General features: G+C 43.4%; 18 protein-coding genes. 10 read left to right on the forward strand and 8 right to left on the reverse strand.

Annotation, left to right across the window (positions count from 1 at the left end; all coding sequences use genetic code 11):
• Entirely contained in the window at nt 1-495 is a 495-nt protein-coding gene (locus ACTQ9S_RS07230) for a PAS domain-containing protein (RefSeq protein ID WP_068328793.1), read from the reverse strand.
• 189 nt (nt 496-684) lie between these two features.
• A complete protein-coding gene (locus ACTQ9S_RS07235; RefSeq protein WP_068037029.1) occupies nt 685-1,047 on the reverse strand; it encodes a roadblock/LC7 domain-containing protein in 363 nt (120 codons plus the stop codon).
• Between the two features lie 659 nt (nt 1,048-1,706).
• On the opposite strand from ACTQ9S_RS07235, the gene gdhA reads away from it, so the two are divergent.
• The 5 genes from gdhA to ACTQ9S_RS07260 all read left to right on the forward strand — a co-directional run bounded on the left by gdhA (nt 1,707) and on the right by ACTQ9S_RS07260 (nt 9,468).
• The gene (gdhA, locus tag ACTQ9S_RS07240; protein ID WP_068037026.1) at nt 1,707-3,053 is read left to right on the forward strand and encodes an NADP-specific glutamate dehydrogenase; all 1,347 of its coding nucleotides are present in this window, start codon (nt 1,707-1,709) and stop codon (nt 3,051-3,053) included.
• Between the two features lie 755 nt (nt 3,054-3,808).
• Nucleotides 3,809-5,758, forward strand: coding sequence for a glycosyltransferase family 2 protein (locus ACTQ9S_RS07245; protein ID WP_440454552.1), 1,950 nt, complete (start codon nt 3,809-3,811; stop codon nt 5,756-5,758).
• Between the two features lie 102 nt (nt 5,759-5,860).
• A complete protein-coding gene (locus tag ACTQ9S_RS07250; RefSeq protein ID WP_440454553.1) occupies nt 5,861-7,078 on the forward strand; it encodes a glycosyltransferase in 1,218 nt (405 codons plus the stop codon).
• Nucleotides 7,079-7,189: 111 nt separating this feature from the next.
• Nucleotides 7,190-8,458, forward strand: coding sequence for a hypothetical protein (locus ACTQ9S_RS07255; RefSeq protein ID WP_440454554.1), 1,269 nt, complete (start codon nt 7,190-7,192; stop codon nt 8,456-8,458).
• Nucleotides 8,459-8,475: 17 nt separating this feature from the next.
• On the forward strand, nt 8,476-9,468 hold the full coding sequence (locus ACTQ9S_RS07260; protein ID WP_440454555.1) for a glycosyltransferase family 2 protein: 993 nt from the start codon (nt 8,476-8,478) through the stop codon (nt 9,466-9,468).
• Nucleotides 9,469-9,534: 66 nt separating this feature from the next.
• Here the strand turns inward: ACTQ9S_RS07260 and ACTQ9S_RS07265 are convergent, their stop codons facing one another.
• A complete protein-coding gene (locus tag ACTQ9S_RS07265) occupies nt 9,535-10,383 on the reverse strand; it encodes a hypothetical protein (protein WP_440454556.1) in 849 nt (282 codons plus the stop codon).
• Nucleotides 10,384-10,620: 237 nt separating this feature from the next.
• Here ACTQ9S_RS07265 and ACTQ9S_RS07270 point away from each other — a divergent pair, with 237 nt between their 5' ends.
• Nucleotides 10,621-11,238, forward strand: coding sequence for a PepSY domain-containing protein (locus tag ACTQ9S_RS07270; RefSeq protein ID WP_068328777.1), 618 nt, complete (start codon nt 10,621-10,623; stop codon nt 11,236-11,238).
• A 137-nt stretch (nt 11,239-11,375) separates the two neighbouring features.
• Here ACTQ9S_RS07270 and hutI read toward each other — a convergent pair whose 3' ends face one another.
• From hutI to hutU, 5 genes are all read right to left on the reverse strand, one after another.
• Nucleotides 11,376-12,692, reverse strand: a complete 1,317-nt coding sequence (gene hutI, locus ACTQ9S_RS07275) for an imidazolonepropionase (RefSeq protein ID WP_440454557.1) — start codon at nt 12,690-12,692, stop codon at nt 11,376-11,378.
• A gap of 290 nt (nt 12,693-12,982) precedes the next feature.
• Nucleotides 12,983-14,086 (reverse strand): formimidoylglutamase, encoded by a 1,104-nt coding sequence (locus tag ACTQ9S_RS07280; protein ID WP_440454558.1) that lies wholly within the window; start codon nt 14,084-14,086, stop codon nt 12,983-12,985.
• Between the two features lie 103 nt (nt 14,087-14,189).
• Nucleotides 14,190-15,752 carry a histidine ammonia-lyase gene (hutH, locus tag ACTQ9S_RS07285; RefSeq protein WP_440454559.1) on the reverse strand — a complete coding sequence of 521 codons (1,563 nt, stop codon included), beginning with the start codon at nt 15,750-15,752 and terminating at the stop codon, nt 14,190-14,192.
• A 140-nt stretch (nt 15,753-15,892) separates the two neighbouring features.
• Nucleotides 15,893-17,284 carry a YjiH family protein gene (locus ACTQ9S_RS07290; RefSeq protein WP_440454560.1) on the reverse strand — a complete coding sequence of 464 codons (1,392 nt, stop codon included), beginning with the start codon at nt 17,282-17,284 and terminating at the stop codon, nt 15,893-15,895.
• Nucleotides 17,285-17,351: 67 nt separating this feature from the next.
• Nucleotides 17,352-19,067 (reverse strand): urocanate hydratase, encoded by a 1,716-nt coding sequence (gene hutU / locus ACTQ9S_RS07295; protein ID WP_440454646.1) that lies wholly within the window; start codon nt 19,065-19,067, stop codon nt 17,352-17,354.
• A 288-nt stretch (nt 19,068-19,355) separates the two neighbouring features.
• Here hutU and ACTQ9S_RS07300 point away from each other — a divergent pair, with 288 nt between their 5' ends.
• The 4 genes from ACTQ9S_RS07300 to ACTQ9S_RS07315 all read left to right on the forward strand — a co-directional run bounded on the left by ACTQ9S_RS07300 (nt 19,356) and on the right by ACTQ9S_RS07315 (nt 22,817).
• Complete coding sequence (locus ACTQ9S_RS07300; RefSeq protein ID WP_227514056.1) at nt 19,356-20,135, forward strand: UTRA domain-containing protein; 780 nt, start codon at nt 19,356-19,358, stop codon at nt 20,133-20,135.
• A 310-nt stretch (nt 20,136-20,445) separates the two neighbouring features.
• The gene (locus ACTQ9S_RS07305) at nt 20,446-21,282 is read left to right on the forward strand and encodes an amino acid ABC transporter substrate-binding protein (RefSeq protein WP_068036993.1); all 837 of its coding nucleotides are present in this window, start codon (nt 20,446-20,448) and stop codon (nt 21,280-21,282) included.
• On the forward strand, nt 21,282-22,019 hold the full coding sequence (locus tag ACTQ9S_RS07310; RefSeq protein ID WP_440454561.1) for an amino acid ABC transporter permease: 738 nt from the start codon (nt 21,282-21,284) through the stop codon (nt 22,017-22,019). Before ACTQ9S_RS07305 ends, ACTQ9S_RS07310 begins: the two co-directional genes overlap by 1 nt.
• A gap of 54 nt (nt 22,020-22,073) precedes the next feature.
• Nucleotides 22,074-22,817, forward strand: a complete 744-nt coding sequence (locus ACTQ9S_RS07315) for an amino acid ABC transporter ATP-binding protein (protein ID WP_440454562.1) — start codon at nt 22,074-22,076, stop codon at nt 22,815-22,817.
• The last annotated feature ends 280 nt before the right edge of the window (nt 22,818-23,097 follow it).

The following is a 23,097-nucleotide window of genomic DNA, read 5'->3' on the forward strand; positions in this document are numbered from 1 at the left end:
TTAACCTTCCTCATTCTGTTTCATTTCGGCATATTGCATAGTCGCCGCTTCAATCTTGCTACGCGAGGGCTTACGGCGCACGGACGTATAGCCGACGGTTTGTCCACGGCGTACATTAGGCACGACAGTCGCATATACCCAATAATGGCTGCCATCTTTGCATAAATTTTTGACATAGCCATGCCATTTTTGTCCTGCTTTCACCGTTTGCCATAAGTCTTGATAAGCGGCATTGGGCATATCAGGGTGACGCAATATATAGTGCTGCTGACCGATCAGCTCGTCTGTCGTATAGCCACTGATTTCGACGAACGCATCATTCACATGGGTGATGATACCGTCTAAATCCGTACGCGAGACGATTAGCTTGCCATCAGGATAGGGACGTTCAATCGCAGAGTCATAAACGCTGCGTGAAGTACCGTCATGATAAGTCAGTGCAACTTTCTCAGCTGGCATATCAGGCTTCGCGGCATCGAGAAGGGGAAAGCCCATAATAACCTCCTATATTTATCATTATAAATTTTCAGTCGTCTATAGTCATAAAACCGCTACGGTCTCAACTTCGCTCGCCATATTAATCTATAGCTTGCTCTTGGTTTGCTTTGGTTTTTTGGCGTCGATATTATTGTGGATCGACTATGCTAGACGACAAGAATGATTTTTATTACCTAGATCTATTACTTAGATCAGCTTGGCAAGTGCTTCTGAGGCGCGTTTAATGTCCAAAAATATCAACCCAAGTTTGGCATTGGTTTTGGCCATAATCGTAAGGACTGCTTCATCACCTGATGAAGTCATAATTACATAGCCTTTTTCACCTTGAATCATAATACGGTCAATACTGCCACGAGCCAACTCGCGACCTGCGCGGTCACCCAACGATAATAGCGCTGCTGACATAGCGCCAACACGGTCTTCGTCCACGCCTGTCGGCAAAGCTGAAGCTATCATTAGGCCATCGTTTGAGATTAGAGCAGAGGCTTCGACGTCTGCTGATGAGCTATTAAGGTCTTCTAGTATTTGTTGGAACGAATCTGTACGCATAGATATCTCACAATCTCTCATTGTTAAATGGACACAAACCATTCATTGATAATATTCAAAAATAACTTTGTATTTAAACAAAGGATGTATTCAGGTAAACGATTATAATACCTTACTAGCAATGTGGATTATTATAATGCCTTACTATTAATAATGATATGAAATTATCGAATTTAAGTTAAGTTTTTTGCCATTTGCTTTACTTTTTATACCGCTCATACGCTTATTCAGGCCAATATATGATAAGAATCAATGAGATACCTTAGGATGTATTCGTCTATAACCATAGCCGTTCATAATTAGTAGCATTTATATTGCAATACGGGATTGACTTTTTTCAGTAGCAGGGTAAATTAAATAGGAGATGTCAAGTAACCAACCGTTTTGACCCTATAAGCTGCGCACCACAATTACTGTCTTTGTAATACCGATCCCATCTGTACATACTCAGTAGTCTCAAAGTGATATGCAATAGACATATAAATGTCATGACGCCTGTCGGTTGCTTAACTTATCGGTTTTTAATCCCGCTAGCCTTTTGTGTACCGAACGCAAAAAATCAATCCTGCATCAGTACTTGCAATGCCGTAGTCTACTGAGTACGGTATTGTAGAGATGTAATCGAGTACCATCACACGTTCTATAGTTAAGGAAGATCTATGAGTATCAGTCAGGCCATCGAAAAAGTTGAAGCGCGCTATGCCCATCAACCTGAGTTTGTTCAAGCAGTCAAAGAAGTTGCGCTTACCATTGCCCCTTTATATGATGCTCATCCTGAATACCAAAAATTCAAAATATTCGAGCGTCTAGTAGAGCCTGATCGTATTATCGCTTTTCGTATTAACTGGGAAAACGATAAAGGCGAAGTTCAAGTCAATCGCGGCTGGCGTGTTCAGTTCAGCAACGCTTTGGGACCTTATAAAGGTGGCGTACGTTTTCATCCATCGGTGAATCAATCTATTTTGAAGTTTTTAGGCTTTGAGCAAATCTTCAAAAATGCATTGACTGGTCTACCTATGGGCGGCGGTAAAGGTGGTTCTGATTTTGACCCTAAGGGCAAAACTGATAATGATATTCGTCGTTTTTGCTATGCTTTTATGCGCGAATTACATCACTATGTTGGTAAAGACGTTGACGTACCAGCGGGCGATATCGGTGTTGGCAGCCGTGAAGTCAGCTATATGTTTGCCATGTACAAGAACTTGACTCACGAGCACGGCGGTGTGTTAACCGGTAAAGGCGTAGGTTTTGGTGGTAGCTTGGTGCGTACGGAGGCCACAGGGTATGGCGCAGTTTACTTCCTAGAGAATATGCTGGCCGCGCAGAACGAAGATATCAAAGGTAAGAGGGTGTTGATATCAGGGGCGGGTAACGTCTCACTACATGCTGCTGAAAAGGTCTTTATGCTCGGTGGTATTCCAATTACGGTGTCTGATTCAAAAGGTACTTTATATGATGAAGCAGGTCTCGATCAAGAAAAAATTGACTGGCTTAAAAAGCAAAAAGAACAAAGTAAGCCGTTAGCTGACTATGTCGATGTCTATGGTGGCGAGTGGTTTGCCGATCAAAAGCCATGGCAGTTTAAGGGCGATATCGCTATCCCTTCAGCCACTCAAAACGAAGTTGATGAAGATGATGCCAAACTGATGGTTGAAAACGGCATAAAATACGTAGTTGAAGGCGCTAATATGCCTCTGACTGCCAAAGCAGTTGATTATATCTGTCTGCATCGTGTGCATTATGCGCCAGGTAAGGCAGCAAATGCTGGAGGGGTCGCAGTATCTGCGCTTGAGATGTCACAAAATTCAGTACGTCAATATAAAAGTTTTGATCAAATTGATGAGCGTCTAAAACTTATAATGAAGAATATCCATGATTGCGCGGCTGAAGCGTCAGAGAAGTACAATCAGACTGACAATGGTTATATTGACTATGTAGCAGGTGCCAACATTGTCGGTTTCAAACGAGTGGCTGATGCATTATGTGCTTATGGTATTTTAAACTAACTTGTGATGTAAACTAGCTTGTGACATAAACTAATAAGACTGTAAGGTAGCTTGTTCTCAGCTCTCTTAAAGCAGTCTGAAAGCAGTGTTAGAGCATTCTTAAATACCGCATCTATATCTTATAGGTGCGGTATTTTTTTGTGCAAAATAAAGCCATAGAAATCAATCTATACATAAGACAAGCATCACCTTAACCAACCTTTATAGCATTAAAGAAATAGCTATTAACATGACGTGTATCTTCGAGTATTTATCGTTAGCTATCAACCAATATGATTAATGTATCAAAGACGATAGATAGAGTTATATGGACGCTAAGCGACTAATATAGCAGCGTTTTTACAATAATTACGTGGCGTTACACTACGGGGTGATTATGTACATTTCACAGGTAAAGACTATTATTTCTTTCAACTATCATAGATTTTTATACAGGCAGATAACGATAAGACTTTGAATAATATTACTCAGATAAAATTTAAGACTAATACAAACTGAGTGTCAATTAAGCAGCTATAAGTACATGGGTTGACCCTCTCGCTGATAGATAAATTATGACGATTATAGAAACCGACAAGTTTCTATTTTTCGTTTTAATTTCCTTCTTAGTTAACGGGTAAACACAGGGACAAGACATGAGTATCAATAAAGTAAATTATTCTACAAAAACGTCATTATTTATAAGTGAGGAAACCATAAGACAGAATGCTATAGAAAGGAGTGCTATAGCAAAAGGTGCCATAAGGAGAGATGGTATGAAAGAAGCTGACGTAAATGCAAACCAATACGTTGTCACAGATAATAAAACAAAAAACATAAATAGCTTGAGTTTAACCAAGAATAATACATTAAAGATTCATAGTTCACCAAAGACTGATAGTTCACCTGCTTATCATCTAAAGAATTCTAAAGCTCAAACTGAGAGTCACGGCAGAAGCGATCGTAGCAATAACTTCGAAGAAAAAAATCTCAATAGAAATATCCTGAACAAAACTCTTCTCAATAAAAACATTCTAAATAGAGCAGACAGCCAGACGTACAAAGCTGTATCAAAGAATGCCTATGTTAGTAAAGAAACGCCTATACGTTTAAGTTTTCAGCTAATGACTCGTGCTGAGCCAGCAGCGCTAGTCATTGAGACAATTAAATCATTATTAGCTATCAAAGCAGACGACGATGAAATTCTAATCGTCGATAATAATAATACCCAAACGACCTTATACGAGCCATTAGCACAGTTCTGTGCCAGTCTTGCTGCGCGTCATAATGTACATTTTTATCATATTGATTCAGTTGCAGGCTTTAAAGCAGGTGCGCTCAATTTAGCGTTGGGACTCATGGATCCTAATTGCAGTCATATAGTAGTAGTCGACAGTGATTATCAGGCGTTACCGCAGGCGCGAATATCAATTGCAAATGCTATCGAACGCTATCCGTCTCATGCGCTATTGCAATTTCCGCAGTTTTATCGGGACGCAGGGCGAGTCGATATTCATAGCGAGTTAAATCATTATTTCAATCATCATTTATACCGTCCATTCAACCGTAAACGTGCGCTATCGACAGGGACTTATGCGGTTATTCGCCGTCGCGCGCTACTAGATTTGGGCGGTTGGTCAGGTGCATCAATTACCGAAGATGCGCAGATGGGTGTGCTGATGCATGGTCGCGGCTTGCGTAGTCAGTTCGTTCCTGAGGTTATCGCAACAGGTCTACTGCCGACTACCTTACACGACCTAATGAGTCAGCGCCGACGCTGGATCTACGGCAATATGCAAGTGCTTAATACTTACTTTTCAGCGTCATCAAACTTGCCTTCCACAAGTTCATCCACCACAGATTCACCCGTCACAGACTCATCCGCCACAAAAAAGAAACTTAGTGAGCGTCTAGCTTATATGGGTGCGCACTTATCTCAGCTTAGTGCTTGGGTGAACTTTACCGGTATCTTTATCGTATTACAGCTATTGACGCTACTCATTATTACGGGCGCACTACTATTCAGCACCAGTTTGAATATTCATGCTTTGCTTGCTCCTTTATATATCGTGTATGCAAGCTACGCCATATTTTTGGGTAGGCGATTATGGGCATATATGCATGATAGTGCACCGCTCAATCAGCAAACTAGCCATGGAGCTGCGTTAATTTTGGGTAGTCGGTTGCGGGCTTGGGCTGTGCATCTGAATTTTTGGGAGTTGGGCGCTTTATCATGGTGGCCAGTACTATGGGGACAAGAAAAGCCGTTTATCTGTACACCGAAACAAGAGTTGATAAGTACACGGAAATCAGTTTATGTTGCCAATTTAATGGCGATGCCTAAAGTGCTGCTAATGTTAAATATAACCACAGCTATAATCGTATCGCCATTTTCACTATTGTATTCACCGCTACTGTTTGGCTGCGCTGTGATGGTTTGTCTCCTAAAAGTATGGGCTGCCAAAGTGATGCTAGCTAATTATAGCTATGAAGAATATAAGGTTGCGAATGAAAGGGTAGCTGCTGAGAGTTTCATTACTAGGAGTCTAAGTACTAAAAACCTCGGCACTAAAAATTTTGATGGTAGAAGTCTCGGTGCTAGAAACCTAAGCGCTAAAAGCTTCGTTACTAAAAAATCGTCTCATCCGCATAAGATCAGTATTGCGAAGTCAAAAGACAAACCTTTGACGTCTTCATTCAAAGACGATAATGCTGTTAATTTTTAAGAACATTAATTTTAAAAACATTAGTTTTAATCTCTACAGTTTTTATCTGTATTTAATGACTGTTAATTGGCTCATATTTACTTAATTCATATTGGACTCGTTATGTTATCTAGCCTTACCGTTGATATACCAAGTGTTACTACTTACCGTAGTGCTAGAGTAATGGATACTCCAGTGTTGCGCATTGCCATTATTGCGCATTCTCTATATCCAATTGCACAGCCATACGCTGGCGGTCTTGAGATGATTACCGAGCTTATCTGTGATGAATTGGTCGCTCAAGGACATGAAGTGTTGCTCTACGCGCATGCAGACAGTCAGACTAATGCGACACTCGTGCCCTTTATGACGCGCATGCAGTTTGATGAGTTGGTCTATGACAAGGAGCATGATTCGGTAGGTATGAGCCGTGAGGAGCTGTATCAATATTTGGTCTATCAGCAAGCCATGCGCGATATCATCAGTCGTGATGAGCAGGGCATGATCGATGTGGTGCACAATCATAGCTTGCATCATATACCGATGATGATGGGTCAGGCGTTTGGCGCACGCTTCTTTACCACCTTTCATACGCCGATTTTTCCGCAGTTGCGTTTGGCATTATTGACACTACGTCAAGGCACGCAAACTCAGTTCACCGCGATTAGTGGTCATCAGCAGCAGCTATTTGATGAGTTCGTGCCTTCTCATGTGGTCTATAACGGTATTGATGTACAGTCATTTGATGCCAATACAAAACCAATTGAAGATGAAGTTTACTTTTGGTATGGGCGCATTTGTGTGGAGAAAGGCACACATCTAGCGATGGAGTATTGCAAAGCGGCAGGCAAGCGCCTCATTATTGCAGGGCCAAAAAGTAATGAGGAATATTTTGATGAGTACGTTGCGCCGTTACTAGAAGAAGATAAAAACGATGGGTCTTTATTCGATTACGTCGGTCATCTGAGTAAAGATCAAATCAATGAACGCTTAAGCCAAGTGACTGCTATGCTATTTACCAGTACATGGGACGAGCCTTATGGCTTAACGTTGGCGGAAAGTTTGGCTTGCGGTACGCCAGTGATTGGCTTTGATGTTGGTGCGAGCGCTGAGATTGTCACGTCATCGACTGGCATTATCGTACCTAAAATGGATAAAGACGCTTTTATTCAAGCTTTTGATGATATCAAACATATTTCCCGCGTGGCATGTCGTCTGCGTGCTGAGCAATTTTGTTCCGTTGCTACGATGGTCGATGGTTATCTGCGGCTATATGAGCAAGCATTAGAAAGTAGTGACAGTGATAGTGTTAGCGCTCAGATTCAGGCCTTGTCTGTTTAGGTATTCAGTCTCAGAGTATCGGTTTTAGAGCACAAACCATTCTATTTGTCATTATCTAAGTGTCATTATCTAAATGTCATTTCTCAATAAGTAAGTTCTAGGACATCTTTTATGCGTATTGGCTATTATGCCCATCATCATGGTTCAGGTCACTGCCGCCAAGCAGATAAATTGGCTGCTTTACTGCCGCCTAAATTACGCAAGAAGATGACAGTGTTTACCAGTTTGCCTAATGATGGTTATCGCTTTAGCGCGATAGCTGATGAGCAAATCGTACGTTTAAGCGCTGAGGATCAGCTGCCAGAAGATGTACTGCCAGGACGAGCTGGAAAATATTGGCAGCCAAGTAGTTTGCATTATTCACCGGTAGGTAATCGTAATGTGCAGACGCGCAGTTGGCAGCTGCTCAATGAAATCCGTCAGCGTCAGATTGACTTGATGATTATTGATGTCAGCGCCGAAGTCGCCATGCTGTGTCGCGCGGCTAGTGTGCCTTACTTATATGTAAGGCTGGCAGGCGAGCGCGATGATATGCCGCACTTGAATGCCTTTGCTGGCGCGCTGGGATTATTAGCCCCTTATCCAAAGGCGCTTGAAGCGCCAGCAACGCCGGACTGGGTACGCCAAAAAACGCTATATCTTGATTTCATGCCCAATAAGACGGATGAGCTGTTAACGTTTACCGCCTTTATAAATAAGCTCATGACGCTCACTACTGATAATACTATTCATGAGCGACTTTACTCGCGTTTAGACGCTGTCAATAAATCAGCTGAAGGCAATGCTAACGAAGGCAACATTGTTACTGTCATCAAGGGCTATGGTGGGCATGATGCTATTGATGCCAAGCTGCCAGAGCTACGCCGTGCATTACCGAACGCATTGATTATATCGCTTGGGCCTATTAATGATGAGGCACGTGATTATGTCGATATTGCTGCTCACGTAGATGATGTGACCCCATTTATTGCCTATAGTGATCTGCTTTTGATGGCTTGTGGTTTGAACGGTATTGCGCAAGCGTATGACTATGCGACGCCGCTCGTCGTGTTGCCAGATGAGCGTCCGCATCGTGAGCAAGAAGTCATGGCAGAGGCTCTGATTGAGCAAGGCCGTGCTTTAAGTTGGCCGCAGTTTATCGCTCAAACTTCAAGTTTGGGTAGTCAGGATATACCGTCTTTTTTATCAGTTAACAATAAGTCAATTAACAACGAATCAGTTATCAATGAATCAATCAACACTGATAAGACTGCTTTGACGGGTAACCAAGCTAATATGCTAGCGCAAGAATTTATGGATAGTTTCGCTGACTATACTTCCGTTAAAGCTTGGTTTGAGGAATGGTTATTGCCGCAGCTAGGTATAAAACCTGAAAGATAATAAGAGCAAATATTTCTATGACAACGATAACCAAAGCGCAAGACGCCATTCCCATGAGTGTAATTACTACCTGCTATGGACGCAATCGACACCTCTACAATCTACTCAGTAGTTTGGCGCAGGGTAGTGTCAAACCAGCAGAAATTATTATCGTTAATGACGATGCTGAGCATGAACGTCTAGCAGAGTACGATTTAAATATTATTAAGATAGCAACGACTACAGCGACTGAGGATGGATTAGCAAGTAGCGCATCATTTGATATTGGTCGTAACCGTAACCTTGGAGCCGCGCGCGCCACGTATGACGCCATGGCTTTCTTGGATGTAGATTGTATCGTCGCCCCAACCTTTATTGAGCAGCTACATTATAAACTCCAAGCACATTCCAAAGCCTTATTGATGGGTCAACCGCGTTATCTGATGCGTCCTTTAACCGATGATGAGGGTAATCAGCTACAACAAGGTAAATTGGCAGCCAACTTTTTAGACAAGCTGTCCGTATTTAACCCTTATCGGGACAACTTCTATTCGCAACAGCAGGATTTAGAGCAGCGTGATTCACAGCAGGACACAGAGAGCTATACGCCTATTAAACAGACACAAGATTATGGTGCATTTTGGAGTCTTTGTTTTGCGATAATGCGCAGTCAATTTGAGCGAATTGGTGGCTTTGATACGGATTATGTCGGCTACGGCGCTGAAGATACGGATTTTGCTTTTATGGCGCGTGCGCTCAATATCGATTTTTATTTAACTAACGATGTGATTTACCATCAACAGCATAGTGTCTATCGGCCGCCGCTTAATCATTTAGATAGTATCGTTATCAATGCCAACCGCTTTTATGAAAAATGGCAACATTGGCCGATGTCAGGATGGTTAGCAGAGTTTGCACAGCTGCAACTGATTAACTGGCAAGATACGCAAACAGTGCCGATTGCTATCAATCGACAGCCAAGTGAAGTTGAGATTAGAGCGGCTCATTATCCGGATGCGCCTTATGTTTAGTATGCTGTATATCTAAATGATATAGAGGCTCTGTTTTATTAACACTGATTCATTAGTGCTGATGTATTAATACTGACGAATAATATCGACGCTATTAGGTGGCGTGGCAAGCTCTTGTCTCTCAAACGCCCAATTATGGCCATCCCAAAAGTGCGCTGTTTTATCATCATTATTAAAGCCCAACATGACTATCGATAGCGGAGTCGCAGTGTTTTGTCGCTGCTGCACATGTAAGCGCGCCGCTAATAATAGCCGATATAACAGAAACCCTGAGGTCGGCGCTGATGAATGGATATCAGCAAAAATAGGATAATCTGCCACCACGCTATGCTGATCTGATAGCACGCGACAATGCTCATCGCTATGCAATAAATGATTTAGCAGTTCTGGAATCTTTAATACTCGGCTGGCTGTTATCGGATCATCATTAGGGCTAGGGTCGTCAGCTGGTAATGGAAACTGGTAGTCAGCATTCCCAAACAAGATGCCAAGTGGTGCATGCTTTGCCATATCTAGCATTGCAGTTAAGTTGTTACTACGCGGCGGCATGCCAAAATGCAATAAACTGTCGCCGATTTTTCTAAAAAATAATAGTTTTGGTAGATCTTTAGCGCTAGGATGGTGGGCAAAAAAATCAGCATGAATAAAGTCATTAAACAAAACCAACATATCTGTCGGCTGCAACAGCGCCTCTAAGCTCGCTGTATCTATTGAAGGATTGTTTGCTATCAATACAATCCGTTTACTCTGCAACATTTGCTCTTGAATGATAAGCGGTAAGCTTGCAAAAGCCAAGGCCGACTCAGTATCAAAACCAGAAGTATCAAAATCAGCAATAATGTCAAAACTAACGCCCGTTAAAGAGTGATAAGTATTATCGTATAGTGAGTCTGTTAGGTGGGACGTATTTAGCATAGAGGCTTAAATGACCTAAAAAGGTGAAGTAACATTATAAAAAACGGAATAACATTATACCTTATTTCTACTGCAATAGCATTACCTAAGTGTATGATAGTCATAGAAAAAAGGTAATTATTAGATAATGTTTTACAGTACATTAGTGCTACATTACGCTACCTTTTTGTCTCATGTTTATCCTTATATATCCGTATCATAAAAGCAATTCCATAATGGCTATAAGGATAAAGAGATATGAGTAATATTATTAAAAAATTGCAACTGACTACATTGGGCGCTTGTCTAACTTTAGCATTGAGCGCAGGTGTAGTGAGTACAGCTGTTAGTGCTGCTAATCATACTGACGAAGTGAGTGCTGCTCAAACAGCGAAAATTAGTCTAAAGCAGGCTATTACTACGGCGAGCAAAGAAGCTTCCGGTACTTTAATCAGCGCAGAGTTTGATGAAAATGACAGCGATGCTGAGGGTGATGGCGGTGTCTATGAGCTGGAATTCAGTACTAATACCACTGGTTATGAAATCAAAGTTGATGCTATAACTGGCAAAGTCGTAAAGTCTGAAACCGAAAATTTAGATAAAGATGATGTCGATAGTTATGAAGTTCAGCAGCAAGCAAAAATCAAGATTATGGATGCTATCAATACTGCGGAAAAACAAACCAGTGGTCGTGTCTTAGAAATTGAATTCGAAAATGATAATGATTATGCTGACCATCAGACCTACTACGAAGTTAAAGTACTAAAGGCTGATCAAATTGTTGAACTAAATATCGATGCCGAAACAGGTACTGTATTTGAAAATTCAATCGAAGATATAGACGCTGTGCCAGATATGACCGCAGTAGAGTTATAATTTCGACAATAAAATTTAGTTATTCATTTTTAGTCAATAACGAATAGACTGATATGTGATAGCAATTTAGCAGCTCCCATCAAAAGCCCCAATCAATCATTGGGGCTTTTTTAATGATAAATGTTTATGGTAATTCGCTATACCGTCTCGCGCCATTTACCTTGAACCATAATACCCGCAATAGGATTTAACCCCATTTGATAAGCAAGGTCAGCAGGGCGGGCGATGTCCCATAATGCCAAATCAGCATCGTAACCCACTTCTATTTTACCTTTGTTGGCTAGACCTAACGCTTGTGCTGCATGAACCGTTGCGCCTGCCAACACTTCTTCAGGGATTAAATAAAATAGTGTACAGCCCATATTCATCGCTAATAACAGCGACGTTAATGGGGAAGTACCGGGGTTGCAATCTGTTGAAACGGCAATCGGAACTTGATGTTTACGCAATTCTTCAATCGGTGGCAACTTAGTATCACGTAGCGTATAAAAAGCACCTGGCAATAGCACGGCTACCGTGTTGCTTGCGGCCATTTTTTTAATATCGTCTTCTACTAAATGTTCAAGATGGTCGCTTGATAGTCCTTGGTATTCTGCTACCAAAGCACTAGCGCCTATGTTTGAGAGCTGCTCAGAATGCAACTTCACTGGCAGGTCTAACGAGCGGGCAACCTCAAAGACGCGCTTAATTTTCTCAGCAGTAAAGGCGATGTTTTCACAGAAGCCATCGACCGCATCGACCAAGCCCTCATCATGCAAAATTGGCAACCACTGACAAACTTGCTCAATATAGTCATCGGCACGGTCTTTATACTCCGTAGGTAGCGCATGGGCAGCCAGATAAGTGGTGCTGACATGAATGTTGTGTTTGTCACCGAGTGCGCGGGCGACTTTTAGCATTTTTCGCTCAGTTTCTAAGTCCAAACCATAGCCAGATTTGATTTCGACACTGGTCACGCCTTCTTTAATGAGCGCGAGCAGACGTTTTTCACTTTGTGCAAACAATTCTTCCTCATTCGCTGCGCGGGTGGCGCTAACGGTTGAGACAATGCCGCCACCTTGTGCCGCGATATCTTGATAACTGGCACCTTGCAATCGCGCTTCGAACTCGTTGCTGCGGTTACCGCCATAAACGATATGGGTATGACAATCGATGAGTCCAGGCGTGACCCAGTTACCCTCAACGTCTTTGGTTTGATCGCTTTTATAATGGGTCAGATACGGCTTTATTTGCTCATGCGTACCAACCCATGCAATTTTGCCATCTTTGATACCGATAGCGGCGTTCATTAATTGACCATAAGGGGTGCTATCTTGTTGACTATCGCTATAAATATCAAACCCGTATTGCTCTGAAAAGGTGGCGAGATTGGCATTGATAATAATGTTGTCAAATGATGTCAAAGTGGAGTTGTTTATAGGCATTTGGTCTGTACCGTTTGTTGTGTTAGTCATGATGTGCTCCTACTTATTAGTATAGATTTAGTGCAGCCATCCATAGTCCGTTCACTTTAAAATAGACATTGTGTCGTTGGTAAAAACTCTTCTTGCTGTGGGGCTGCTGACAGAGGATGTGCAAAATTTACTTCAGTAGCCTTGTATGGTTGGTTTATTTTAAAAATGTTATAGCGTGACTGGTACAAATTTTACTCGCTTGTTGTGCGCAAGCGAGACAAAGGCTTCGCAAAATTCATCCCAGTCACTTGTATGAATACTCAGAACACTTTTATTCTGTATCGATTTATTTATACTAAAAGTAGATGCTGCTCGATAATAGTTGCCAAGAGGCGAGCGGCGACTTTACAGCTGCGCGCATCAATATCAAAGGTTGGATTAATCTCGGCAATGTCAGCCATTCTTACTTTGCCAGATGCCATAATAAGTTTGACCGCGCGCTCAATGAAGGGTAGCTCGATACCATAGGCCGCTGGTGCACTGACACCAGGAACGACGCTCGATGGCAAGCAATCCATATCGATAGTTAGATAGACCACATCAACTTCATTGATAAAATCCTCTATTTGAGCAGCAATTTTTTTCCATTTCTTATTGGTGCAATCTTCGTCACTGATAATATGTACGCCTAACTGCTCAGCACGGTCGAAGAGAGCGGCAGTGTTGGAAAACCGACTGACGCCGATACAGCAATAGTGAAATGGCTGACCCTGTTTATCAAGGTGCTCGGCAATCTGGCGAAATGGCGTACCAGACGTGGCCACATCAGATTGGCGAATATCTAGATGCGCATCAAAGTTAATCACCCCGATAGTAGGTATTGCGCTCGCATGGCTTTTAACATGGCTTTCGACATTATTTTTGACATTGCTAACGTCATTAGTAGGCTGATCGGCTTTTGATGACAGCGCCTGCCATAATCCTAAAAAGCTGCCATAAGCAATGGCATGACCACCACCAAGCCCGATAGGTAGACCGCCTTCCTGGATAATGTGACTTACTTTATCTGCATAGGTTACTTGGGCTTGCTCAAGGGTACGCTCGGCAAAATCATCATTATCATGACAATGGATATCACCAGCATCACCTAGTAGAGTCGGCAGTTGACCCTCATAGCGTTGTTGTAACTCAGCGATGACCGGCAGCGCCGCAAATGCTTGGCGAATCAAGGGCGGCGCAGCTCTTGCACCTACGCGTCCTTGATTACGTCTGACGCCTTGATCACAAGCAAAACCGACCAGTCCAATGCGCTGACCATTTTGCTGACTGGTGCTATCAAAGGCATAAGGCTGAGCTATTTGATACCAGTAGCGGGCGCGCGCAGACTCAAACGGCTCTGCACGGCCTGTCCACCGACTCATATCAGCTGCGGTATGGCTAACGGCTATTGTCATTGTTGACCTCCTTTCATAATATAAAACCTGACTCTCAATTCAGGATGGCCTACGCCAATAAAATTAGATAATTGAGAGTGGATTTTAAATATATAAAACTTTCCTATTTAGACTCGTACCAATCGCTGCGCAATGACTGCCAATACTTGGTGAGCGTGCCATCTAATACTAGTTGTTTTGCTGCTTCAATATCAGGGGCTAGGTAACGATCTTTATCATAAAAAGTCACTTGCTCGCGTAGTTTCTGATGCGCTGTCTGTAACGCCTCTGAGGTATCTAGTCCACGATGGAAGTCGATACCTTGACCAGCAGCCAATAGCTCAATGCCGATAATAGTAGCGGTATTTTGCGCCATCTCATATAGGCGTCGTGCACAATAAGTGGCCATCGACACATGATCTTCTTGATTGGCAGAAGTTGGAATACTATCGACGCTGCCTGGATGGGCGATAGATTTATTCTCTGAGGCGAGTGCTGCTGCCGTCACATGAGCAATCATAAAGCCTGAGTTCACCCCAGCATTATCAACTAAGAATGGCGGTAAACCGCCTGACAAGGTTGCATCAATCAATAAAGCCACACGGCGTTCAGACATAGAACCAATTTCAGCAATCGCCAAGGCTAAAATGTCTGCGGCAAAGGCAACTGGCTCAGCATGGAAGTTACCACCTGAGATAGCAACAGGGCCATCATCGTTAGTGAAGATAAGTGGGTTATCTGTCACCGCATTAGATTCAATTAATAAGGTTTTGCCTGCTTGATTGATGATATCAAGGCAAGCACCCATGACTTGTGGCTGGCAACGCAAGCAATAAGGGTCTTGTACTCTATCGTCCTGTTCGCCATCGTGCGAGGCACGAATAGCACTGCCTTTAATCAGCTGACGATGCGCTTTAGCTATTTCAATTTGACCATGGTGACCACGCACTTCATGAATACGTGCATCGAATGGGGCATCCGAGCCTTTGGCCGCATCAATAGACATTGAGCCGACGATGGTTGCTGTCTCGAGTAAATCTCGTGCTAAGAAATAACCGCGCAATGCCAGTGCGGTGGATACTTGGGTGCCATTAATCAGGGCAAGCCCTTCTTTTGCCGCAAGGGTAATGGGCTCAAGACCATGCTGCGCTAACGCATCGGCAGCGGGTACTTTTTTGCCGCCAACATAGACATCGCCTTCGCCCATCATTGCCAGCGTCATATGCGATAAAGGCGCTAAGTCACCAGATGCCCCAACGGAGCCTTTGGCAGGAATGTTTGGGGTAATTTGATTATTAATTAAGCCGAGTAGGCTATCGACTACGACGCGGCGGACGCCAGAGACGCCCTGCGCGAGGCTAGCAACTTTCATCACCATAATCAGTCGAACTACGTTGTCTGGCAGCGCCTCACCAGTGCCCACCGAGTGAGAAACGATAAGGTTACGCTGGAGTAGCTCAAGTTGATCATCACTGATACGGGTTTTTGCCAACAGGCCAAAACCGGTATTGATGCCATAAGCGCTCTTATCACGCGCAATGATGGTACGTACATCTTCGTGTGAGGCATCTATCGCTTCATAAGCACTGTCAGGTAACGTCAATATGACAGGTTGCTCATAAATATCGCGCAAAATCTCGAAGCTTAATTGGCGCGGATGTAGGGTTAGTTTTTTGATATCAGTCATGCGATTCATCCTAATTTTATGAGCTATATTAATTATATTTTTTGTTGTCTATACATTTTAGTTTATGCTTTGTTGTTTATAAACAGTTAAAAGCTATGCTGTTTAAATTTTCTTAACCAATCCTGCTTGTTTCAGTCGGTCTAACTGATCCAGCCCAAATATATCGCTAAGTGTCCAAAAGGTGCAGCGATTAGAATGCTAAGCACCACTCGCTCAAACCAAATAATGACCATCTTAGGTACTGACAGCGGAATCTCAGTTGCCAATACACAAGGAATCATCGCTGAAAAAAACAGCACGCTACTAATCGAAACCACTCCTGCCACATAGCGGGTCAAGATCTCAGCTTCCGTTAGCAAGAGGGCAGGCAAAAACATTTCAGCCAGTCCCGCTGACATACCTTTGGCAGCAACTAGTGGCTCAGGCATACCGGTTACCCAAGTGAATGGATACAAGAGCAAACCTAAGGCATCAAACACTGGCGTATATTTGGCTAGTAATAAACCCGTTAACCCTACCGCAATAATCGAGGGTACAATCGCTGCCGCCATCGTCACCCCATCGCGAAAGTTCGACCACATAATTTGTTTGAGGTCAGTCGCACGGCGCGAAGTAGCCAGTCCCAAATGATACGCTGCTGCTAAGCGATTACCTTGTTGGTGGTCCAAGTTTGGACGCTCGACGCTATCATCAAAACCTCGAATAGGTGGAATACGTGCACTAATGGCGGTGACAATAAAGGTAATAATCAGTGTCGACCAAAAAAACAGATTCCAAAATTCCATTAGACCAAGGGTCTTAGCAACGATGACCATAAACGCTGCCGACACCGTAGAAAAACCAGTAGCAATAATGATGGCTTCACGAACCGAATATTGATTTTGCAGAAAGACCCGATTGGTAATGAGCAGCCCAATAGAGTAACTGCCAACAAAAGAGGCGACCGCATCAATCGCTGATGAGCCGGGTGTTTTCCAAATAGGCTTCATAATAGGCTGCATGAGTACTCCAAACATCTCCAGCAAGCCAAAACCGAGCAAAAAAGCGAGAATTAATGCACCAATAGGGACAATCATGCCGACTGGTAATGCCAGTTTTTCAAACAAAAACGGCAACATGTCCTTTTCCATGATGATAGCAGGCGCCATATCAGTGATATACATGATGGCGAGTACCAGCCCGATAATCTTAAAGGCGGTTAATATCATATTGGTGATATTTTTACGCCATGAACCATCGTAAATGGGTTTGCCAACACCATAAATCATCAGTAGAAACAGTAAAAATACAGCAAGGGTATGCTGCTGAGTGACCAGATAAGTTGCCCCGTGGTCAAACAAAATCGTGCTCTTTTCACCAATAGTGAAGGGCACAAAGAACATCACCAGACCAATAGCACTAAATACGATTAGCTGTATTAGCGCTACAGGTTTGGACAGCAGCTTTTCAGGCGGCGGGCTAGCAGGTGCTGGGCTGTCTAGAGGCGTTCTAGGCACGGAGCTACCTGGGGGCAAAATATCACGTTCAGACATATTATCGTCCTTGATAAAGTGTTGATGATGTCCTTATATCATTTGAGCATATAAGGACAAGGGCAAGCTATTTAATCATCGGCAGATTTAAGCCATAGTCTTTTGCTGTTTTGATGGCCAGCTCATAGCCTGCATCCGCATGACGCATCACACCTGAGCCGCAATCATTGACCAGTACTCTTGCTAAGCGCTTGGCAGCGGCATCTGTGCCATCAGCGACGATGACCATGCCAGAGTGCTGCGAGTAACCCATACCCACGCCGCCGCCATGATGCAATGAAACCCAAGTAGCACCGCCTGCGACATTGAGCATGCCATTTAATAATGCCCAGTCAGATACCGCGTCCGAGCCATCTTTCATACTTTCTGTTTCGCGGTTGGGGCTGGCAACAGAGCCAGTATCTAAATGGTCACGACCGATAACGATAGGACCTTTCAACTCACCACTTTTGACCATCTCATTAAAGGCTAAGCCTGCTTTATCACGTTCACCAAGACCTAACCAGCAGATACGCGCTGGCAAGCCTTGAAACTGAATGCGTTCTTTTGCCATGTCTAGCCAGCGATGAATATGCTGATTTTCAGGGAACAGCTCTTTAATTTTTTGATCGGTTTTGTAGATATCTTCTGGATCACCTGATAATGCTACCCAGCGGAATGGGCCTTTGCCTTGGCAAAACAGCGGGCGAATATAAGCAGGGACAAAACCCGGGAAATTAAAGGCATTTTTCACCCCTTCATCAAAGGCAACTTGACGAATGTTATTACCATAATCAGTCGTTGGGATACCCATTTCTTGTAGATCTAGCATGGCCTGCACGTGTACGGCACAAGACGCGGCGGCATCTTTGGTTAATGTGGCATGTTGGTCCGGATTTTCTTGTGCCGCTTTCCATTCTTCAACTGTCCAGCCACTTGGCAAGTAGCCATTGATTAAGTCATGAGCGGAGGTTTGGTCAGTGACCAAATCAGGTTTTATCTCGCCTGCATTGGCACGCTTAACCATCTCAGGCAAGATATCCGCCGCATTACCAAGTAGCGCGATTGAGACGGCTTCACCCGCGTCCGTATGTTGTTTAATCAGCTCATAAGCATGGTCAAGATCGTCTGCTTGCTTATCGACGTAACCAGTACGCAAACGGAAATCAATACTAGACTGTTGGCATTCGATGTTTAAAGAAGTTGCGCCGGCAAAGGTCGCGGCTAATGGCTGTGCGCCGCCCATACCACCAAGACCAGCGGTCAAAATCCAACGTCCTGCCCAGCTGCCATCATAATGCTGGCGACCGGCTTCGACAAAAGTTTCATAAGTGCCTTGGACGATGCCTTGAGTGCCGATATAAATCCAGCTACCGGCAGTCATTTGGCCGTACATAAATAGGTCTTTGCGATCAAGCTCATTGAAATGCTCCCACGTTGCCCAGCGCGGGACAAGGTTGGAGTTGGCAATCAACACACGTGGCGCATTTTCATGAGTTTGAAAGACGCCAACTGGTTTGCCTGATTGCACTAATAAGGTCTCATCGTCTTCTAATTCTTTGAGTGACGCGAGTATTTGATCATAGCTTACCCAGTTACGGGCTGCACGTCCGATACCGCCATACACAACCAAGCTTTTTGGGTTTTCGGCCACATCAGGGTGTAGGTTGTTTTGCAGCATGCGATAAGGCGCTTCGGTCAGCCAGCTTTTGCAATTGAGCGTACTGCCAGTCGGCGCAGCAATATTACGACTCTCATCACGACGCGTAAATTCATTATTGTTGCTGGTTCCGTTGTTGCTCATTCCATTATCGGTAGTCATGATCATGTCCTTGTGATTATCTATACGATTTACTATTAACATTATTTGGTGTTGTTAATGAGTTGTATATACAAATTATCAAAGATTATTTTTTCATGCAAGCATTTTTTTATAAATAGTTAAATTATTTATGAAGTTGCTTTGTTAGATAGGCTGTTCTCATGGTGATTATGATAACTGTCATGATATTATGTCAGCACTTTTATAGCTGCATACCTGTATAGTTGAAGTCGACGGTTAAAGATGAGCATGACAAAGGTGAAGAGTGACATGACAAAAACAGTTCCAGCATATCAGCGGATTAAAAACGCAATATTGGATAATATCCATTCTGGAAAATGGCAGGCGGGCGAAGCTATCTCTACCGAAATGGCGTTGGCGGAAGAGTTTGGCGTATCGCGAATGACAGTAAACCGCGCCTTAAAAGAATTAAGCGAAGAGCGGGTATTAGAGCGTCGGCAAGGGTCGGGGACATTTGTCGCACAGCAGCAGTTCAATCATACCTTTGTAGAAGTGCGCAATATCGCTCAAGATTTAAAATCAGCCAATCGCGACTATCAGGCACAAGTGGTGAGCAAACGCGCTATTACCGCGAGCATGTTAGATGATGAGATGCGCCGTAAATTTGGTATTGATGAAGCAGTTGTATCTTCTAATTCTAAGGGTGATGATTCAAAGGACACTGATAGCAATACTAATAGCACTGAGCCAGCTGTTTTATATGAAGTAAAAATCATTCATTTCGCTGACGGTCAGCCTATACAGTTTGAAGAGCGTTGGGTGGATGCGACAAAAGTACCAGAGTTCATTGAGCAAGATTTTAGCGTGGTGAATACCAGCGACTATCTCATTGCCGAAAGCCCACTTGAGCGCGGTAACTATACCATTCGAGCCTTAGCAGCACCTGATGAGATCGCTGATGCCCTACAGATTGCACCGCAGTCACCGACGTTAGTTCTACGTCGTCAGACTTATTCGGCAGGGAAGGTGTTGACCTTTGTGAAGATGTGGCATGCAGGCGATCGCTATCAATTCTCTGGCAAACTTTAACAATCTTACGCGTGCTCACTGTTTTTGTACGGTTATTCTTGCCAAATTGCGATAGTATATGAGCTAGACGCCGTTTAAATAGTATGGATTAACTTTGATTCTGCTACATCGAATTCTTTTGTTAAACGTCCATAAAAGAAAAATAATATAAAATAGTATTGAAAGACACAAACAATATCCTCAAATCGGGCAACCAAAGCAAATATTGCAGTGCACATGTTTTATTGTGATATTCATATTATATAGTTTTATTTAACTTTGTTTGCCTTATACATTTTTGCATTATCCATTCATCTTATAAGGACGCCTTATGAAACGTCGTAATCTTTTAGCCCTTGCCGCCAGTACTGTATTGCTTGCCGCTTGTGGTCAGTCTACTACTAATGAAGCTGAAACCAATGCAACCGACAGTGCTGAGACTGCCGGTTCTGATTTGCTACAACGTATCAATAATGGCGGCACTATTAACGTCGGTACCGAAGGCACCTACCCACCATTCACTTATCATGATGAGAGTGGAAAGCTGACGGGTTATGATGTCGAAGTAACGCGTGCAGTCGCTGATAAATTAGGCGTTGATGTTGAATTTAAAGAAACTCAGTGGGACGCCATGCTGGCAGGTCTGGACTCAAAACGTTTTGATATGGTCGCCAACCAAGTCAGTCTAACTACCCCTGAGCGTTTAGCAAAATATGACAAATCTCAAGCTTACAGCTGGTCAGGCGCTGTGGTTTTAGCGCCAACTGATGACAATCGCTATAGCTCGTGGGAAGCGTTAAAAGGTCTACGTTCAGCACAGTCGCTCAGCAGTAACTATGGTGAGCTAGCAGAACGCTATGGCGCAGAAGTCGTTCCTGTTGATGGCATGGCACAAGCGATTCAATTGGTTAAACAAGATCGTGCTGACTTTACAATGAACGATAACCTTGCAATATTAGACTATCTAAAAAAATTCCCAGACAGCGCGCTTGAGATTAAATTGGTTGCACCGGCCAGTGAGCAAACTGGTTCAGGATTAGTCTTGATTAAAGGCGATGAAGCCGTCGTCGCAAAATTAGACGAAGCAATGGCAGCATTAGCAGCCGATGGGACGCTAACCAAACTTAGCGAAGAGTTCTTTGGTGCTGATATAAGTCAACAAAAATAATGCTAGCTTCTATCACGTCAGTGCTAGCTGAACTACTGGCATTATTGCCATTTATGGACCCTGATCGGGCGCAAATTGTTATCAATTCATTTTGGCCAATGCTGAAAGGCGGTATCTATTATTCGATACCGCTAGCATTGATCTCGTTTGCAATTGGTATGGTAATTGCGCTGACGGTAGCACTAATTCGTATCGTGCCGCGTGCTGGCTGGTTTCACGAGATTATCTATAGACTTGCCCGTATTTACGTGTCTGCGATTCGCGGTACACCGATGCTGGTGCAGCTATTTATCATCTTCTATGGTTTGCCCAGTGTTGGATTGAAGCTTGATCCATTCCCTTCTGCGATTATTGCCTTTTCACTGAATATCGGTGCGTATGCGTCTGAGACGGTGCGTGCCTCTATTTTATCTATTCCAAAAGGCCAGTGGGAAGCAGGCTCAACCGTAGGGTTAACGTACCTACAAACCTTTCGCCATGTAATTTTGCCACAAGCGCTACGGGTTTCAGTGCCACCGTTATCCAATACTTTTATCAGCTTGGTAAAAGACACGTCTTTGGCCTCATTGGTACTCGTCACTGAGCTGTTCAAACAAGCTCAGATTATCACGGCGCGTAATTATGAATTTATGCTGGTCTATACTGAAGCGGCGGTTATTTATTGGGGTATTTGTCTGTTCTTGACCTTTATTCAAGGCAAGCTTGAGATTCGTCTTGATCGCTATATCGCTAAATAATTTATAAATACGCCTTATAATATTGCCAGTATTATCCGCACAACAGGAACCTTTATGATTCAAGTCACCAATATTCACAAAGCCTTTGGTAGTAATCAAGTGCTCAAAGGCATTGATTTGACCATTCACAAAGGCCAAGTAGTCGTGATATTAGGGCCGTCAGGATCGGGAAAAACTACTTTTTTGCGCTGTTTAAATGCGCTGGAGATTCCTGATCAAGGTGTCATTGCGTTTGATGATGGCAGCTTGACGGTCGACTTTGGCACTAAGCCTAAGAAAAAAACCTTGCTGGCACTGCAACGTAAATCAGGCATGGTGTTTCAGTCTTATAATTTGTTTCCGCATAAGACAGCGATTGAAAACTTAATGCTTGGACCTACGGTGGTACAAGGGCAAAGTAAAGCACAAGCCCGTGAGCAGGCTTTAGTTTTATTGGAGAAGGTTGGTCTATTGGACAAAGCGGATCTTTACCCGTTTCAGCTATCCGGTGGTCAGCAGCAGCGAGTTGGTATTGCTCGTGCGCTGGCCATTGAGCCGTCGTTATTGTTGTTCGATGAACCAACTTCGGCGCTTGATCCCGAGCTGGTCCAAGACGTACTCGAGGCTATGAAAAAACTGGCATCTGAAGGCTGGACGATGGTTGTAGTAACCCACGAAATTAACTTTGCGCGTGATGTTGCTGACCATGTCGTCTTGATTGAAGATGGTTATGTGGTCGAAGAGGGCAGTGCGAAGCAGTTATTTGAAGACTCCGAGCACCCTCGTACGCAAGCATTTCTACAGCGTATTGTGCAGTAATAAGGTTAGGGTAATCCAAGTTATTTATCAAATCTGTATATAGTCAGCCCTAAATAAAAGAAGTACAAAGATTATAATGTGCTACTGAGATAATTTTTCCTTGCTTGCTGTGCCTACGCAGACAGAGGCTGCGCAAAATTTATGTCAGTAGCGCTGTATTTATTTTACAGTGGATCGACTATCGCGTAAATTTTTTTTGAAGCAAAGTCTCAAGCACTCTAAAGAAAATTTTTAGGCAAAAAAAAGTCCCAACTATGATGTCATGGTTGGGGCTTTTTTA

The sequence above is a fragment of the Psychrobacter sp. ASPA161_9 genome, assembly GCF_051970275.1.
GTDB lineage: Bacteria > Pseudomonadota > Gammaproteobacteria > Pseudomonadales > Moraxellaceae > Psychrobacter.

Bases quoted from the DNA above. Each gene is read 5' to 3' on its own strand.
- ACTQ9S_RS07230 (WP_068328793.1), bottom strand. From the start codon at position 495: ATGGGCTTTCCCCTTCTCGATGCCGCGAAGCCTGATATGCCAGCTGAG.
- ACTQ9S_RS07235 (WP_068037029.1), bottom strand. From the start codon at position 1,047: ATGCGTACAGATTCGTTCCAACAAATACTAGAAGACCTTAATAGCTCA.
- gdhA (WP_068037026.1), top strand. From the start codon at position 1,707: ATGAGTATCAGTCAGGCCATCGAAAAAGTTGAAGCGCGCTATGCCCAT.
- ACTQ9S_RS07245 (WP_440454552.1), top strand. From the start codon at position 3,809: ATGAAAGAAGCTGACGTAAATGCAAACCAATACGTTGTCACAGATAAT.
- ACTQ9S_RS07250 (WP_440454553.1), top strand. From the start codon at position 5,861: ATGTTATCTAGCCTTACCGTTGATATACCAAGTGTTACTACTTACCGT.
- ACTQ9S_RS07255 (WP_440454554.1), top strand. From the start codon at position 7,190: ATGCGTATTGGCTATTATGCCCATCATCATGGTTCAGGTCACTGCCGC.
- ACTQ9S_RS07260 (WP_440454555.1), top strand. From the start codon at position 8,476: ATGACAACGATAACCAAAGCGCAAGACGCCATTCCCATGAGTGTAATT.
- ACTQ9S_RS07265 (WP_440454556.1), bottom strand. From the start codon at position 10,383: ATGCTAAATACGTCCCACCTAACAGACTCACTATACGATAATACTTAT.
- ACTQ9S_RS07270 (WP_068328777.1), top strand. From the start codon at position 10,621: ATGAGTAATATTATTAAAAAATTGCAACTGACTACATTGGGCGCTTGT.
- hutI (WP_440454557.1), bottom strand. From the start codon at position 12,692: ATGACTAACACAACAAACGGTACAGACCAAATGCCTATAAACAACTCC.
- ACTQ9S_RS07280 (WP_440454558.1), bottom strand. From the start codon at position 14,086: ATGACAATAGCCGTTAGCCATACCGCAGCTGATATGAGTCGGTGGACA.
- hutH (WP_440454559.1), bottom strand. From the start codon at position 15,752: ATGACTGATATCAAAAAACTAACCCTACATCCGCGCCAATTAAGCTTC.
- ACTQ9S_RS07290 (WP_440454560.1), bottom strand. From the start codon at position 17,284: ATGTCTGAACGTGATATTTTGCCCCCAGGTAGCTCCGTGCCTAGAACG.
- hutU (WP_440454646.1), bottom strand. From the start codon at position 19,067: ATGAGCAACAACGGAACCAGCAACAATAATGAATTTACGCGTCGTGAT.
- ACTQ9S_RS07300 (WP_227514056.1), top strand. From the start codon at position 19,356: ATGACAAAAACAGTTCCAGCATATCAGCGGATTAAAAACGCAATATTG.
- ACTQ9S_RS07305 (WP_068036993.1), top strand. From the start codon at position 20,446: ATGAAACGTCGTAATCTTTTAGCCCTTGCCGCCAGTACTGTATTGCTT.
- ACTQ9S_RS07310 (WP_440454561.1), top strand. From the start codon at position 21,282: ATGCTAGCTTCTATCACGTCAGTGCTAGCTGAACTACTGGCATTATTG.
- ACTQ9S_RS07315 (WP_440454562.1), top strand. From the start codon at position 22,074: ATGATTCAAGTCACCAATATTCACAAAGCCTTTGGTAGTAATCAAGTG.